The organism is Allochromatium vinosum DSM 180 (genome assembly GCF_000025485.1).
Classification (GTDB): domain Bacteria; phylum Pseudomonadota; class Gammaproteobacteria; order Chromatiales; family Chromatiaceae; genus Thermochromatium; species Thermochromatium vinosum.
Genome location: NC_013852.1, coordinates 68484 through 80781, shown reverse-complemented (window position 1 = coordinate 80781; position 12298 = coordinate 68484). Strand labels below are relative to the sequence as shown.

General features: G+C 60.7%; 17 protein-coding genes and 1 pseudogene. 2 read left to right on the top strand and 16 right to left on the bottom strand.

From position 1 onward, the window contains the following. Positions 1-197: 197 nt before the first annotated feature. The 3 genes and pseudogenes from ALVIN_RS17340 to ALVIN_RS17865 form a co-directional block, all read right to left on the bottom strand. Positions 198-494: pseudogene (locus ALVIN_RS17340) on the bottom strand (transposase); the annotation flags it as partial. 61 nt (positions 495-555) lie between these two features. After that, entirely contained in the window at positions 556-870 is a 315-nt protein-coding gene (locus tag ALVIN_RS17715) for a hypothetical protein (RefSeq protein WP_148217644.1), read from the bottom strand. A 112-nt stretch (positions 871-982) separates the two neighbouring features. Continuing rightward, a complete protein-coding gene (locus ALVIN_RS17865; RefSeq protein WP_190275547.1) occupies positions 983-1135 on the bottom strand; it encodes a hypothetical protein in 153 nt (50 codons plus the stop codon). A 501-nt stretch (positions 1136-1636) separates the two neighbouring features. Here ALVIN_RS17865 and ALVIN_RS17860 point away from each other — a divergent pair. Both ALVIN_RS17860 and ALVIN_RS16015 read left to right on the top strand, forming a co-directional pair. Next, a complete protein-coding gene (locus ALVIN_RS17860) occupies positions 1637-1795 on the top strand; it encodes a hypothetical protein (RefSeq protein ID WP_012972379.1) in 159 nt (52 codons plus the stop codon). After that, positions 1795-2331: a hypothetical protein gene (locus ALVIN_RS16015; protein WP_012972378.1), complete on the top strand. Its 537-nt coding sequence runs from the start codon at positions 1795-1797 to the stop codon at positions 2329-2331. The genes ALVIN_RS17860 and ALVIN_RS16015 overlap by 1 nt, the downstream gene beginning before the upstream one ends. Before the next feature lie 91 nt (positions 2332-2422). Here ALVIN_RS16015 and ALVIN_RS16780 read toward each other — a convergent pair whose 3' ends face one another. From ALVIN_RS16780 to ALVIN_RS15955, 13 genes are all read right to left on the bottom strand, one after another. Continuing rightward, entirely contained in the window at positions 2423-2767 is a 345-nt protein-coding gene (locus ALVIN_RS16780) for a c-type cytochrome (protein ID WP_190275546.1), read from the bottom strand. A 44-nt stretch (positions 2768-2811) separates the two neighbouring features. After that, the gene (locus ALVIN_RS16775; RefSeq protein ID WP_148217643.1) at positions 2812-3129 is read right to left on the bottom strand and encodes a c-type cytochrome; all 318 of its coding nucleotides are present in this window, start codon (positions 3127-3129) and stop codon (positions 2812-2814) included. 364 nt (positions 3130-3493) lie between these two features. After that, positions 3494-3703: an anaerobic ribonucleoside-triphosphate reductase gene (nrdD, locus tag ALVIN_RS16005; RefSeq protein ID WP_012972376.1), complete on the bottom strand. Its 210-nt coding sequence runs from the start codon at positions 3701-3703 to the stop codon at positions 3494-3496. A 44-nt stretch (positions 3704-3747) separates the two neighbouring features. Then, positions 3748-4635 (bottom strand): CHAP domain-containing protein, encoded by an 888-nt coding sequence (locus ALVIN_RS16000; RefSeq protein ID WP_012972375.1) that lies wholly within the window; start codon positions 4633-4635, stop codon positions 3748-3750. Between the two features lie 173 nt (positions 4636-4808). Further along, on the bottom strand, positions 4809-5921 hold the full coding sequence (locus ALVIN_RS15995; protein ID WP_012972374.1) for a metal-dependent hydrolase: 1113 nt from the start codon (positions 5919-5921) through the stop codon (positions 4809-4811). After that, on the bottom strand, positions 5918-6949 hold the full coding sequence (locus ALVIN_RS15990; RefSeq protein WP_012972373.1) for an ATP-binding protein: 1032 nt from the start codon (positions 6947-6949) through the stop codon (positions 5918-5920). Before ALVIN_RS15990 ends, ALVIN_RS15995 begins: the two co-directional genes overlap by 4 nt. An 8-nt stretch (positions 6950-6957) precedes the next feature. After that, a complete protein-coding gene (locus ALVIN_RS15985) occupies positions 6958-7677 on the bottom strand; it encodes a hypothetical protein (RefSeq protein ID WP_148217641.1) in 720 nt (239 codons plus the stop codon). 372 nt (positions 7678-8049) lie between these two features. Beyond that, on the bottom strand, positions 8050-8724 hold the full coding sequence (locus ALVIN_RS16770) for a hypothetical protein (protein ID WP_050750384.1): 675 nt from the start codon (positions 8722-8724) through the stop codon (positions 8050-8052). Positions 8725-9488: 764 nt separating this feature from the next. After that, on the bottom strand, positions 9489-9728 hold the full coding sequence (locus ALVIN_RS15975) for a helix-turn-helix domain-containing protein (protein ID WP_012972370.1): 240 nt from the start codon (positions 9726-9728) through the stop codon (positions 9489-9491). A gap of 116 nt (positions 9729-9844) precedes the next feature. Continuing rightward, positions 9845-10084 (bottom strand): hypothetical protein, encoded by a 240-nt coding sequence (locus tag ALVIN_RS15970; RefSeq protein WP_012972369.1) that lies wholly within the window; start codon positions 10082-10084, stop codon positions 9845-9847. Between the two features lie 138 nt (positions 10085-10222). Beyond that, positions 10223-10687 (bottom strand): single-stranded DNA-binding protein, encoded by a 465-nt coding sequence (ssb, locus tag ALVIN_RS15965; RefSeq protein WP_012972368.1) that lies wholly within the window; start codon positions 10685-10687, stop codon positions 10223-10225. A gap of 61 nt (positions 10688-10748) precedes the next feature. After that, a complete protein-coding gene (locus ALVIN_RS15960) occupies positions 10749-11249 on the bottom strand; it encodes a siphovirus Gp157 family protein (RefSeq protein ID WP_012972367.1) in 501 nt (166 codons plus the stop codon). Positions 11250-11308: 59 nt separating this feature from the next. After that, positions 11309-12295, bottom strand: a complete 987-nt coding sequence (locus ALVIN_RS15955) for an ATP-binding protein (RefSeq protein ID WP_012972366.1) — start codon at positions 12293-12295, stop codon at positions 11309-11311. Positions 12296-12298: the final 3 nt, after the last annotated feature.

Genomic DNA, 12298 nt, shown 5'->3' with positions numbered 1-12298 from the left:
GCTCGCTGCCCGTTTTAGATCGCCGTCACGACGATGACATTCTCGGCTATAACGCGCGTGCATGGCTACTATAATTGATCTGACCGTCGACACTAGGCGCTGACCAGGATCAATCTGGTGATGTAGTTTGTGGTGGACCCAAATCCTTGGACCACTGAGGACTTGAGAGAAGTAAAGTCAGAGCTATCCATCGGGTTTCATGGATCCGGCCTGCAAGCCCAGTGGACCTCGGCCGGGGTTTGTCGGTCAAGAGCGCTATGAGGGTGCTGTTCGTTGTAGAAATGGAAGTAGCGCTGGAGGCCGTGTTGGAGCTGAGGCGGTGTTTCGTAGGCGTGCAGGTAGATGTCCTCGTATTTGAGGGTGCGCCAGAGTCGCTCGACGAAGACATTGTCGAGGGCACGCCCGCGCCCATCCATGCTGATGAGTACCCCGGCGTGCTGGAGTCGGGTCGTCCACTCGCGGCTGGAGAATTGAGCGCCCTGATCGGTATTAAATCAACTCTCGAGCCGCGATTTACTCGCATTGTGAGCCAGAACTAGTAATTGGTAAAAGCCGCTACGCGCCAACTGCCATGCGCACCGGCTTACGCGCTGTACCGATGGGCCGAAGGTGCTGTATATTCATGCTTTGAAAGACTTTAGGAGCGATGATGGCAGACAGGTTACTCTCGAAGGATGCACGATTTTTACGACGACGAAAGCGCACAACAATGGGCCATACCTTGAGTCTCGAATCTTGAAGGCCAGCTGTAGCTCGGTAACCGTGTTCATTTTTAATTGCCGAGCGAACAGCGTCCGCGAGAATTTTGAACTGCTTTCCGTCTGAACCGCGAAGATCGAGTTGCAGGCTACACTTGTAGGACTGTGGCATAATAATAAACCTCATCATCTGATGAATGCGTAATCGTAGGGGCGCTGCTCTTTCGACCCTTAAGAAGCAACTCAGCTTGGTGCAAATCCGCTTGGCGCAGACGCCAAGAATGCTACTCGTCGTCCTCCCAAAAAATCTCGTCGGTCGCTTTCACGAGGAGGATGTCATCCCCCACCTCGCCAATCTTGAGTGTTGTATCGGCGATAAAAGTCAGTTCTCCTGACAGTTCGTCCCACCTTTCGCGTAAGTCGCGGCGAATATTCACTGAAAACCTGTCCTGCGTGTACCAACGAGTCAGCTTCCAGCGGGGAATAATGCACCAGCCCCGGTAAGCAACATTCTCCAAAGACTCAGCTAGGTCATTTGCGTGACGTCTTAACATCATTGTCTCCTGGGGTAGATCCAACAGCTCTGTCACAAGCCGCCACTTCCCGTCTGAAAACCATGTCAGACATGGTTTCAGGTCACATCGGGTTTCCGACAGTGTTTTCTGGCTATGTTTGAGGTCGCTTTCTCGGCATTTTTGAGGTCATTTCGGTGATGTCGGAAATCATCTGTTTTCCGACAAGCCGCGCCGTTACTGGCCTTGCGCGAAATGGCGGCTCATGACACGACTGCTGGGTCTAGCCCCCCCTGCAGTTTGCGACGCGCATTGCACTAATCTAGCGCGTACTAAGATTTTAGTAGGCGCTAAATATTTTGCAAGCACAAGTTGGTTTGCAGTTCCTATCCTTGAGAGAGTGCTTTAGGTTGGGAGCGCAAGACCGTGCTGCTCTCACTCGAAGCGATGGCCGTCATTGAGCGCGAGAAAGCCCGCTATGGCCGGATCTCGAATGTCATCATCGAAGCCCTGATGCGCCTGGCCGGGCGATCACCCGACCCGACCGACACAAGGCGCGACGACAACCGCGATGGAGGTTCTTGATGTCGACTCCGGCCCCGAGCCACGTCCCGAACGCGCTCGACCAGCAACAGATACCCGCCGGCGATGCACTGCGTCTGACCGTGATGATCAGCCGTGGATCGGTCGAGGCGTGCGACATCAAACTCGTGCTGGCACGGCTTGCACCGTTGGCTGATAGCCGCAAGGTGGCGCTGTACTGGCAGGGAACGCTGAGCTTCTACTTCGAGGGATGGGAGCAGGATCCGCGCGAACTCTACGAGATCCCCGAATTTCGCGCCTATTTCCGCGCACTCACCGACGCTTGGCCCTACTGGTGGCATTACATCGAGAAGGACGGTCAAGCTTTCTCACTGGTGCTGGGCCTACTGTGCCGGGGGCACATCGAGTTCACCGGCGATGTGTCGATCGGCTGGCGATTCGCGGACCCGGACGAGATACGACGCACGATCCGGGCGCTGCACGAAGGTGTAAGCCGACTCTATGCCTGGCTGAAGCTCTCGGAAGAGGACAGCCGGCAGATCGAGCAGCAGATCGATACTCTGGCGCGCTATCGCTAGGCACGCGCTTCAGTGACAACGCAGGCTGTTCAGAAGAAACACCGCCAAGGATAGGATCCGCGTTCGACGAGCAGGGATCACGCGATTGCGCTCAATGGCCATGCGGTTGGAATAACGGACGTGGATGCGAGAGCAAGAAACCGGCGACATCCCACGCCTCATCATCGCTGAGCGAATCATCGGCACCGAACGGCATCTTGTGTTTGATGAACCCGGCAACCGTGCTCTGACGGCTCATCCCCGCACCGCTGTTGAATGACTGCGGTCCCCACAGCGGAGGGAACATATAGCGTCCATCGCTATCCAGCGTGCCGCTCCCGTCGGCTCCATGACAGGCCAGACACTTGGCCTGATAAAGCGTTTCCCCGTGCGCCACATCCGGCTCGCGCTCCAAGGGCAGCGCCGGGATACCGTGTCCCTGAACGACCGTGCCCACGGGCACTCCCTGAGACAGCCAGCGCATGTAGGCCAGGATGTCGATCAGGGCCGGATGATCGAGCGGAAGCGCTTACCGTTGAGGCTGCGCTCGAAACAGTCGTCGATGCGCTTTTCCAGGGTGATGAGACCGCCATGCCGGGCACTGTACTGCGGAAAGCGCCCGACGACGCCGACGAAGGGAGCGGCATTGACCTCTGTGCCGACCTCACCGTCCTGACCGGCATGACAGTGTCGGCAGGCCGGCCCATTGCCGACGAACTCGGGTAGCTGCGCCGGAGTGTCCGACAGGAAGCGCCGGCCACGGGCGATGCGCTCACCGAGTGGTCCATCGGAAAGCATTGCGGCCGTGGGAACCGTCAAGGCCACGCTCGGCGACGCTTCGGCGTTGGCCACCAAGCCGATAGCCGGCAGACAGGCCATAGCTATCAGACGTGCGCCGTGCACCTCACATCACCGCGCGCTCGCGCTTCTTGGTCTGCTTGATCTGACGCCGTTCCTTCGGGTTCAGCGCGGGTTTCTTTTTCGCTTCTTTGTGGGCTTCGTGTTCTTTGGACATGACTATGCTCCTCATATGACGAGGGTTCGCGCGTCAGCGCCGATGCCGTGTCGGCGACCGACACCCCCGCCTCCAGGCACCGTTGAACCGGTGCGGAGGCGGCTTGCACTCAGAAGTATAGATCTCAGCGGTTGCCCGAGTGATGGGGGCGGTGGCTGATCGTTCGGCTCAGGCCGCACGTTGCAGCTGGGCGCGACCGGAAAGGCGTGGCCGGTGTTCGCGTTCGGCGCCCGGCTCGCGGAAATAGCACCGCTCGGCGTGCTCGGCCTGCTTGCCGACGTTGAAGCTGTCGATGGGCCGGTGATAGCCCATGACGCGCGTCCAGACCTCGCATCGTGTGCGTTCGGTGTCATCCAGCGGGATAGTGGATCGGCTCATGCCCTGACTCCTCGTCTCCGGATGTCGAATCTTTTCGTATCGGATCAGCGCACCGCCATTGACTCGGCGAGCGGATAGACCCAACCGGCGATGAATCCGCCATCGGGATTATCGACCCGATCCGGGGCAACGTCGAGCAGGCTGTAGCGTTCGCCGATTCGTGCAATCCGGATACGCCGTGCATGGCGCTCGGGATCGCTCCAGGGACGGTTGTCGTAGTTCTGCTCGGCCAGTGCGACCCAGCCCTGTTCGAGATCGGTGTCGACCACAACGGCGACATGCCCGGCGCGCCACTCCGGGTCGTTGGGATCGGCGGCATAGATCACCAGATCACCGCGTTCGGGGGCGCGGCGGGCGTGTCCGTTGAGCGACCGACCGAGCGGAATGACCGCCTGATCAGACAGACGCCGGCCCTCGGTGAGGCGCAGGATGTCGGCGGCCGTCGGCACGTCGCCGAAGGTCAGGCCGAGCGTCTGGATCCACCAGCGCCGCGCATACTCGACGCACTGATAGGCCAGACCGGAATATTCCAGCGGCTCGGGGTGCTCGCCCGAGCGGGCGATCCAGATCCGGCCAGAGTCGGGATCGACAAAGCTCGATTCGAGCCGCACGCAGAGCGAGGCACAGTTGGAGCGGGCCTCGACGCCGTTGGCGCGACCCAGTGGTGTGCCGAAGTCGGTGACACAAGGACCATCGCACGCGCGCCGGGCGGCCTGGAAGCGTTCCAGGCTCAGGGCTTCGCTGACGGGTGGCGGAACCAGCCTCTCGGTGCCGTCGGTATGTGGCAGATACTCGACCGTGGAGGCTGGCGGTGGGCGCATCAGCCAGTCGGTCAGATTCAGCGTCCAGACGAACACCCCGACGGCCACCAGTATGGCGGCGAGAATCGGGAACGGCTGAAGGCGCCGGGGCCGGTCAGGATCGGGTGTCATAGCTCTCGGTCAGCTGGATCAGACTCGCGATTCGGCGCTCATGCAGGGCCGGCATGAACTACAGGAATCGAACACGATATAAAAACCCTTCTCGTATGCAGATGATCTCCTTGCCGAAGAGCCGGCCGGCGAATAACGGCGTCTCGTCGGCGCATTTATTACCCATCGATCTTTCACAAAAATGGCTGAAGCGCTTTGGGAATCGTCTCGACTTTCAGCGGTTCTTCTATCGCCAGCGTCACGGGTGGATCGCCCTCATGCAGCCAGGTTTGAATGACGACCTCTCCCTCGGCGGCAACGCGCACTCTGTAGGGTTCGAGGTCGGCGGGTCGGGCATAGTGCAGAACCAGGATCGATCCGGCCATCCAGGCCGGTCGATATCGCATGAGATCGTTGATCGGTTCCTCGCGTCCACTGCCCAATCGCAGTTCACCTGAAATATAGAGGGTGCGGTCGGCCTCCAGCTGATCGATGAGCCATCCAACCGGCCTGCCCTGCATCTCCACCTGCCGCGAAACCACTTTCAGCGGTTCGCCCTCGATCAGCTCCACATGGATCGGTCTCAGATTATGCGCATCGAGGTTGTGACCAATGGCTCGCAGTCGTCCGCCCTGCTTGATGATCATCCCGTTCTTCCAGACTCCGACCACAGGGAACTCGCCCTGAACGCGCTCCAGCGTCAGGTTGTCGATCGCGTCCGTGCGCAGACTGTACCAATTTTGCCCCGCGTGCTTGATGAACTCCTCCTGAGCCATGTCGAAGTTGCCCAGCAGATGCGCCAGTCCGGTTCTGAAGCCCTGACCGCTCACCGGATAGAGCAGGAGCGCAAACCCGATCAGACAGACCAACAGGATCATTTCGGCTTTGCTGCCGACCTCCATGCGATAACGCCGGTTGCCGGGCATCACGAAGCGCGCCGGACTCGGCCAGAACAGATCCGCCCCGCGCAGATTGAGCATGTCGATCCAGATGTGCGACCAGTAGCCGCCGATGATCGCCCACCACCACGCGCCCCGCTCGAAGACGAACAGCGGCGAGATCAGTAGCCCGAGCATGAACAGGGCGAAAAAGGAATGGGTGATGGTGCGATGCCCGAAGCGCCGCTCCAGGCGCGTGGAGAGAAACCAGACCGCGCGCCCGACCTTCGAAGTTGGCAGGTCGATATCCGGCAGCAGCGAGGCCGTGGCTGCCAGCGCCCAGCCGGTGAGATCCGGCCGGTACTCGAACAACGCCGCGCCGCCCAAATACAGCACGGACGCGAAGGCGACATGGGTTCCAGCGTTCATCCGCCGGTCTTCCCCCTCGATCCCTTGAACATGAACACGCGCAACGAGAGAAAGAGTGCCGCGCCCATACCCGCCATGACATAGAGCGCGGTGTCGCCAAGTCCGATGGCCAGATAGCGCGTGCCGATGATAGCCGCGCCGGCGATGAACATCACTGGGGTGAAGTCGACATAGGTCAGGCCGGCGGCGTGGCGCATCTCGCGGATCTGACGCTTGTCGAGCCGCTTCTCGCGCGCGGAACTCTCCAGCATGTCCATGATCGCCTGCGGATTGCCGTTGGCCTGCTTGACGACATGACCGATGTAGAGACCCGGCGACTCGATTAGCACGCCATGTCGGGCGATGTAGTCGCGTACCAGATCTGTGGCGGCGCGGCAATCGAGCGGGGGAACCGCGACGTGCTTCATCTTCCACCACAGCTTGCTCAGTCCGCTCTTGCGGCTGCTCGCGCACCCGATGACCTGAGCATGTTCGAGGATGGCGAGCCAGAATGCCTGCTGGGTCGGAGTCAGTGAGGTGAGGTCATCGACCCCGATGAGGATGCGTCCCTCCCATTCGTAGATGGCTGGGATGATCGCCTGCGTCAGATCGCGCATCGAGAGCCGGTTGACGTTGCGCCGGATCTTTTTCCACTCGATCGCGGAGGGAGGGAGGTCGTCGTACTTTTTCGCCAGCTCCAGGGTAGAGGGCTTGAGGATGCCGGTCTCGAGCAAACGTCGCGCGATCTGCACGAACTGCGCTTTTCCCTGGTGTTCGGACAGATAGATCATCACCTGGTCGTGCCGGCCCGGCGTCTCGGGCAGCGGGGCGGGTTCGATCGGCTCATCCTCGGCGTCGCTGGCCACCGGGTCGAACTGATACCACTCCGACTCGCGCGGCTCAATGCGCTGGAGAACGGCCACCAGCAGTGCACTCTTGCCCACTCCGATCGGGCCGGTCAACAGCACATGATGACCCTTCTTGATCTCGCGTTCGAGATCATTGAGCAGAGCGTCACGTCCAAAGAGTTGGGAGCGTGGTGACATCATCACCTTCCTCAATCGCCCGTATCCATGATCGGAGTGCGTCCGTCCAGATAGGCCAACAGCCGATCGTGTTCGTCTCCGGCCTGACTGGCGAGCTGATAGCGTTGGGTCTTGATGAGTGCGCGCAGCCGGTTCGCCGTGGCACGCTCTTCGTTGAGCTGCTTACCGAGCGTCCACAGCTCTTCAATGTCACTGTACCCTTCAGTCACCCGCTTCTGAAGCCAGTCGGATTTCTGCTCCAGAAACTGCCGCCGCTGTTCGCATGCCTCAAGGTCGGCCTCCTGCTGGCGAAGCTGCGCAATGTCGGCGAGCACCTTGCCGCGTAGGGTCTCGATAGCCCGCACCTCTTCGACCGCCTTCAAAGCTTGCTCGCGCCGTTCCTTCGTTGCGGTCAGCGGGATGGTGATCTGGATCCCGGCCTGGAGGACGAAGGGATCGCTGTCTCCGCTCAGGTAGTCGGTTCCGCCGGCTCCTGCGCGTCCATAGATGGAGCTGTACTCCTTAACGCGGGCCATGACACCCGAGGGCGGTGTGTAAGCGCTGGTCACGAGCCGCTGGGCGCGCAGAGTTGGGTTGTGCGCCACAATGAAGTCCATCACCGTTCTTTCGTCCCAGGCAAGCGCGACGCTCGTCCAGAACCCAAGTCCGATCAATAACCATCGCGTCTGTTGCGCGCTCATCGCAATCACCCCTACGACAGTCTGTCGAGCTGTGAGTCCGGCAGCTTGCACCTTCTGGTCTCCGCTTGTCTGGGCGAGCTGGTGCGAGCCCTTTTCAAAGCGCGTAGCCGAAGGCTAGCGCCCCTTGTGGTTTGATTATATGAACGGTTTGATATGTTCCGCCACTTATCGTGTTTTAACTACGACACTTATGCTGTTTTTTTGTGTATTTCTCGGTTTTTCGTTCCAATAACGACACTTATTTTGTTGGGGCGCTTTGAGATCGATATCGAATCGCGCCCGAGCAGGCGTTCGCGAGACGCAGCGATCGCATCCGGGATGGAAATCCGGCCTTTTCAACGGGATCGGACACCGTGGGTGCAAGTGGTGACGGCGCGCTGGTGTGGACCGGCCCGCTGGATGAAACATCAAATGGTGTGAACGCTAGGACGTATCCTGAGTGGTCGAAGGCCGGGGTCTGATGTTCTGGAGCGGCGGCCGACGGCCCAGACGTTGGCGCGCGAGCCGCAGATGGTATTCGGCGACGCTCTCGTCAGGTTGCCGTGGCGGCAGTGCAGGTTCAGGCAACTCGATCGCGGGGCGGGATGGTGGAGCGGTTGGACCAGGCGGTGGACGGATGACGGCGGCGGCGGGCTGGAGCTTGGGTGATGTGCTCGTAAACTGGCGGGGGGCGATCTGACCACCCAGGGTCAGACGCCCCCGAGCTTTCTGCGTTGGCGTCGGCTCCTGGGTCTCGCGGGCCTTGATCCGCGCCTGACTGATCCGTTCGCGCTCATACTCCAGCCGCTTTTCCTGACCGAAGAGCCCGAAGACTGCTGTGGGCACCACGCGGATGGCCGCACGCCCGCGATAGCTCCCATCCTTCATGCGCTCGGCGCGCGTGAAGGTGCGCAGCAGCCCGGCGCTCTGAATGTCGCGCATCGCCCGCTCGGCGCGGCGCAGTCCAAGTCCGGCGGCATCCGCGAGCGTCTCCAGGCGAACAGGCAACCGGGTCTTGCCGTCCGGCTGCGGCACCGAAAGCGTCATCGACGGAAGGTCGCAGTAATGGGCGATCGCGCCAAGCAGGGCACAGCACGCTTCGCGGCGCTCGGAGCGCATGCGTCGGGGCGGATGGATCAAGGCATCGGGAGGTCGCCGCCCCGAATGCGCGTAAGCGAGTGACGGAATGCAGTCGGGGTTGTCGTAGAACTCGTTCAGACGCTTGATGTGGGTAACGATGATCGGAGGCCGGGCCGCATGCTTTGGCGGGGGCTGAAAGAAGCGCGGCGCACGCAAATCGTGACCGCAGCGGTTTCCGTTGCCTACCCTGACTGGCATCCTGTCACCTCAAATCAAAAACGCTCCATTGCGGCCACGAACCAACTGTATTGTCGTCGTTGGCTCCATGCCCTCGCACTTCGTATCCTCTCGTCAAATCAAAGAATTACAGTTGGTTATTCAACGCGCCCCATTGCGTCATGAATTGTTAACCAAATCGTCAAAATTCTGCAATAAGATTTAGCCGGAATGTGAAGCTTGTCACTTTTGCTTCATTCGATTCGTGTTGGGTTGTGATTGTCGAGACACGTATTGGCGCCATTCAGGATCGGACTGTCAGGTCGAGCCAGCTGTCGATGGCTGTGGCGGCTTCCCGGCTCCGCGTCAGCGGGGCCGGTCACGCCCTCGACGATCCTGACAAGCTTCCCGCGCGACGGTGCTCCTTTACGGCTCCGTCACGCTGTTGGAACCATCCATGGATGGACGCCGGGCAGCCGGCGGCGACCTGCTGTCCATGATGGGCCGGCTGGAATGCAAAGAGACCGGCCTCGCTTGGGCAGTGAGCCAAAAGCCTGATGGTGCCGAATCGCCATGCCTGATCTTCGCTACAACTCCAATTGGCTCAGATTGTCCTCGCCAACCAAAGCACCCAAGGTGGTATTCAGCGCCTGTGTCAGAACGACCGCCTGCTCAATCCGCATGGCGCGCGTCCCAAGCTCCCACTGTGAAATGTATGCTTGGGTGAGCCCGATCCGCTCGGCTAGTTCGGTCTGATTCAGCCCGAGTTCAGTTCGTCGAACTTTGAGTCGGTGGCCAAGTTCTTTGCGAAATTCCTCGATGTTCATAGCATATAACCATATGTTTTTTTATGCATATAAGTTATATCAGAAACTGGGCCATAGCCGATAGATCGCGCCGTAGATCGTCGTGCGGATCAGTCTTGTATTGAGGATCAGCGCTCTCACGGCCTGCGACGAGTGCTCGAACCGCGCAACATCGCCCAGATTTCAGCGCCGCCCCCCCGGCATGTCTCGGGATCGTGGTGCACGCCGCCGGCTCTGAGATAAGCGCCGATCAGGTCGGTTTGCTCGATAGCGAACAGGGTTGGACTCGTGCAGGTCGAACAGGCGCGCAGTTCAAGGTACAGGTCGCGGTCCAGGTGCATGATGGTCTCGATCAGTTGGCGTGCTTCGGTCTTCATCCGTTCCTCCATGGGTCGCGATGGACTGTGGCTAGCTTCTTGGATCGTGCGATGCGGCCGATCCCAGGGCAGCTGGAACCGACCGTTCGATGTAACCGGGATCCGGATCCCGCGCGGGCCGCGCTCGGCTGGTCGACTTCAGAACGGGATGTCGTCTTCCAGCGCCGGTTCAGGTTCGCGTTTGGCGGCGGGCGAAGTCGTGGCCTGGCGGCGGTTCGCGGATTCGGCGGGGCGTTGGTACTCTTCGCCGCTGTCCGGGCGTCCATCGAGCATCTGCATGGTGCCGTTAATGTCAATCACGACTTCGGTGGTGTAGCGGTCCTGGCCGTCCTGAGTCTGCCATTTGCGGGTGCGCAGCTTGCCCTCGACATAGATCCGGCTGCCCTTGTGCAGATAGGTTCTGGCGATCTCGGCGAGCTTGCCGAAGATGACCACGCTATGCCACTCCGTGCGTTCCTGGGTCTCTCCGGTATTGCGATCCTTCCAGCTCTCGCTGGTGGCCAAGCGCAGATTGGCCACGGGGTCGCCGCTGGGCAGGTATCGAACTTCGGGGTCGGCTCCAAGATTGCCGATCAGGATGACTTTGTTGATTCCACGACTCATGGCTGGTTCTCCTTGGGTTACGCCGTCCCTGGCGTGGCGGGCTTGATGGTCGATCGATGGACTACTGGATGACGAGCCGGCGGCTCTGCTCCAGGCGCGCGCCGGGGATCTCGACGCCGGCCTTGAGGGCATTGCTGATCTCGCTCTTGAGGATGCGCGTCACCGTCTCGGTGCTGCGGTAGTCGTCCGGGATCCGGTTTTCATCTTCCAGGATCACGGCCGGGGGGTTGCTGCGCAGACTCAGGGCGAGATCAGGAGCCTTGGGCTTGAGGCCCGTGCGCTCCAGTTCGGCCTTGAGATACTCCTTGAGTCTGGCGGCGCGGTTGGCCGCTGCCTTGGCGCGGATCTCCATCCGCTTCTTCGCCTCCTCGATGGCAGCGGCTTCCGCTTCCAGGTTGCGGATGTAGCGCGCGACGTTCAGCGCCTTTTCCTCCCAGACTCCGGCCAGTCCTTCGAGTGTGTCGGCGATGACTTCGGACGGCAGATCATCCAGATCGACCAGCGCATCCAGGGCGGTCAGGTAGTCGGCGCTCAGTTCGTACAGGCGGATCGTGGCTTTCATGGCTGTTGCTCCGTGTTCCTTGGGCGCGACCCGTCACCGGGCCGCGCGGCCGTTGGTGATCAGTGGGTCGGTACACCGGCATCGATGCCGCCGGCGTCGTGATCCTGGCCATTGCCCCGGATCTCATCATCCTGGTCGAAGTCGGGAACGTCGTTTTGGACCTTGGACTCGGCTTCGAGAATCGCGAGCTTGCGATCCGAGCAATGCGCGGCCAGCGCCTCACGATCGGCGGCGGTCAGTTGGGCGATGTCGGCGCCGTGACCCCGCCACCATTTGGTGAGATCCGGTACGTTCTTGACCTTGCTCGCACTCGCCTTGAGCGTCTTGAGGATGGCCTTGGACTCGGCGACCGGATCCTTACCAGTCATGAGCCAGTCGCGCAGTGCTTCGCCCGTTTCGGGCGTGGGAACGAAGTGCTCGCCGTCGAACAGCCGCGTGCGATCCTTCGTGGCCGTGGCAACGTGCGACTCGACCGACAGATCGACGACCGTTGTGAACTCATACTCCATACCGTCGCGTTGGACGGGAGACAGGCCGATCTTGACCGGCTTCTTGCCGCCCTTGCCGTCATCGACCATGTCATAGGCGGTTTTGGTCCGCATGGTGACGATGATATGCAGATTGGCCCCAATGATCGCATCGACCAAAGCGTTATGGTGTGGCGTGACCTCGCGCCAAGCGGCGAAGCTGTTACCTGAGCGGCTGGCAGACGTGGCGCGGTCATGCATCTCCAGTACACCGCCCTCCCCTGTCCAGGCATGGGACAGGCTGTCGATGATGAGGACATCGTACCCGGCGCTCTCGGCGGCCTTGATAATCTCGATATAGCGCGTAGGCGTATAGGGAGGATTCAGCGGGGCCACGTCATACGCGGTCAGGTCGGCATAGAGTTCACCGCTACCGCGCTCGGTATCGATGAGCGCAATCTTGCCGCCGGGAGCCAGCCCCTGGGCGATCAGGAGAGCGCTATAGGTCTTACCGGACCCTGACGGGCCGCACAGGGCCAGACGGAGCTTGGCTTGTTTGCGTTCGGCTTTGCGGAACATAAT

Coding starts and splice junctions, on each gene's coding strand:
- ALVIN_RS15970 (WP_012972369.1), bottom strand. CDS start 10,084: ATGAAGACCGAAGCACGCCAACTGATCGAGACCATCATGCACCTGGAC.
- ALVIN_RS16000 (WP_012972375.1), bottom strand. CDS start 4,635: ATGACACCCGATCCTGACCGGCCCCGGCGCCTTCAGCCGTTCCCGATT.
- ssb (WP_012972368.1), bottom strand. CDS start 10,687: ATGAGTCGTGGAATCAACAAAGTCATCCTGATCGGCAATCTTGGAGCC.
- ALVIN_RS15960 (WP_012972367.1), bottom strand. CDS start 11,249: ATGAAAGCCACGATCCGCCTGTACGAACTGAGCGCCGACTACCTGACC.
- nrdD (WP_012972376.1), bottom strand. CDS start 3,703: ATGAGCCGATCCACTATCCCGCTGGATGACACCGAACGCACACGATGC.
- ALVIN_RS15995 (WP_012972374.1), bottom strand. CDS start 5,921: ATGAACGCTGGAACCCATGTCGCCTTCGCGTCCGTGCTGTATTTGGGC.
- ALVIN_RS15975 (WP_012972370.1), bottom strand. CDS start 9,728: ATGAACATCGAGGAATTTCGCAAAGAACTTGGCCACCGACTCAAAGTT.
- ALVIN_RS16015 (WP_012972378.1), top strand. CDS start 1,795: ATGTCGACTCCGGCCCCGAGCCACGTCCCGAACGCGCTCGACCAGCAA.
- ALVIN_RS15955 (WP_012972366.1), bottom strand. CDS start 12,295: ATGTTCCGCAAAGCCGAACGCAAACAAGCCAAGCTCCGTCTGGCCCTG.
- ALVIN_RS16770 (WP_050750384.1), bottom strand. CDS start 8,724: ATGCGCTCCGAGCGCCGCGAAGCGTGCTGTGCCCTGCTTGGCGCGATC.
- ALVIN_RS15990 (WP_012972373.1), bottom strand. CDS start 6,949: ATGATGTCACCACGCTCCCAACTCTTTGGACGTGACGCTCTGCTCAAT.
- ALVIN_RS17715 (WP_148217644.1), bottom strand. CDS start 870: ATGCCACAGTCCTACAAGTGTAGCCTGCAACTCGATCTTCGCGGTTCA.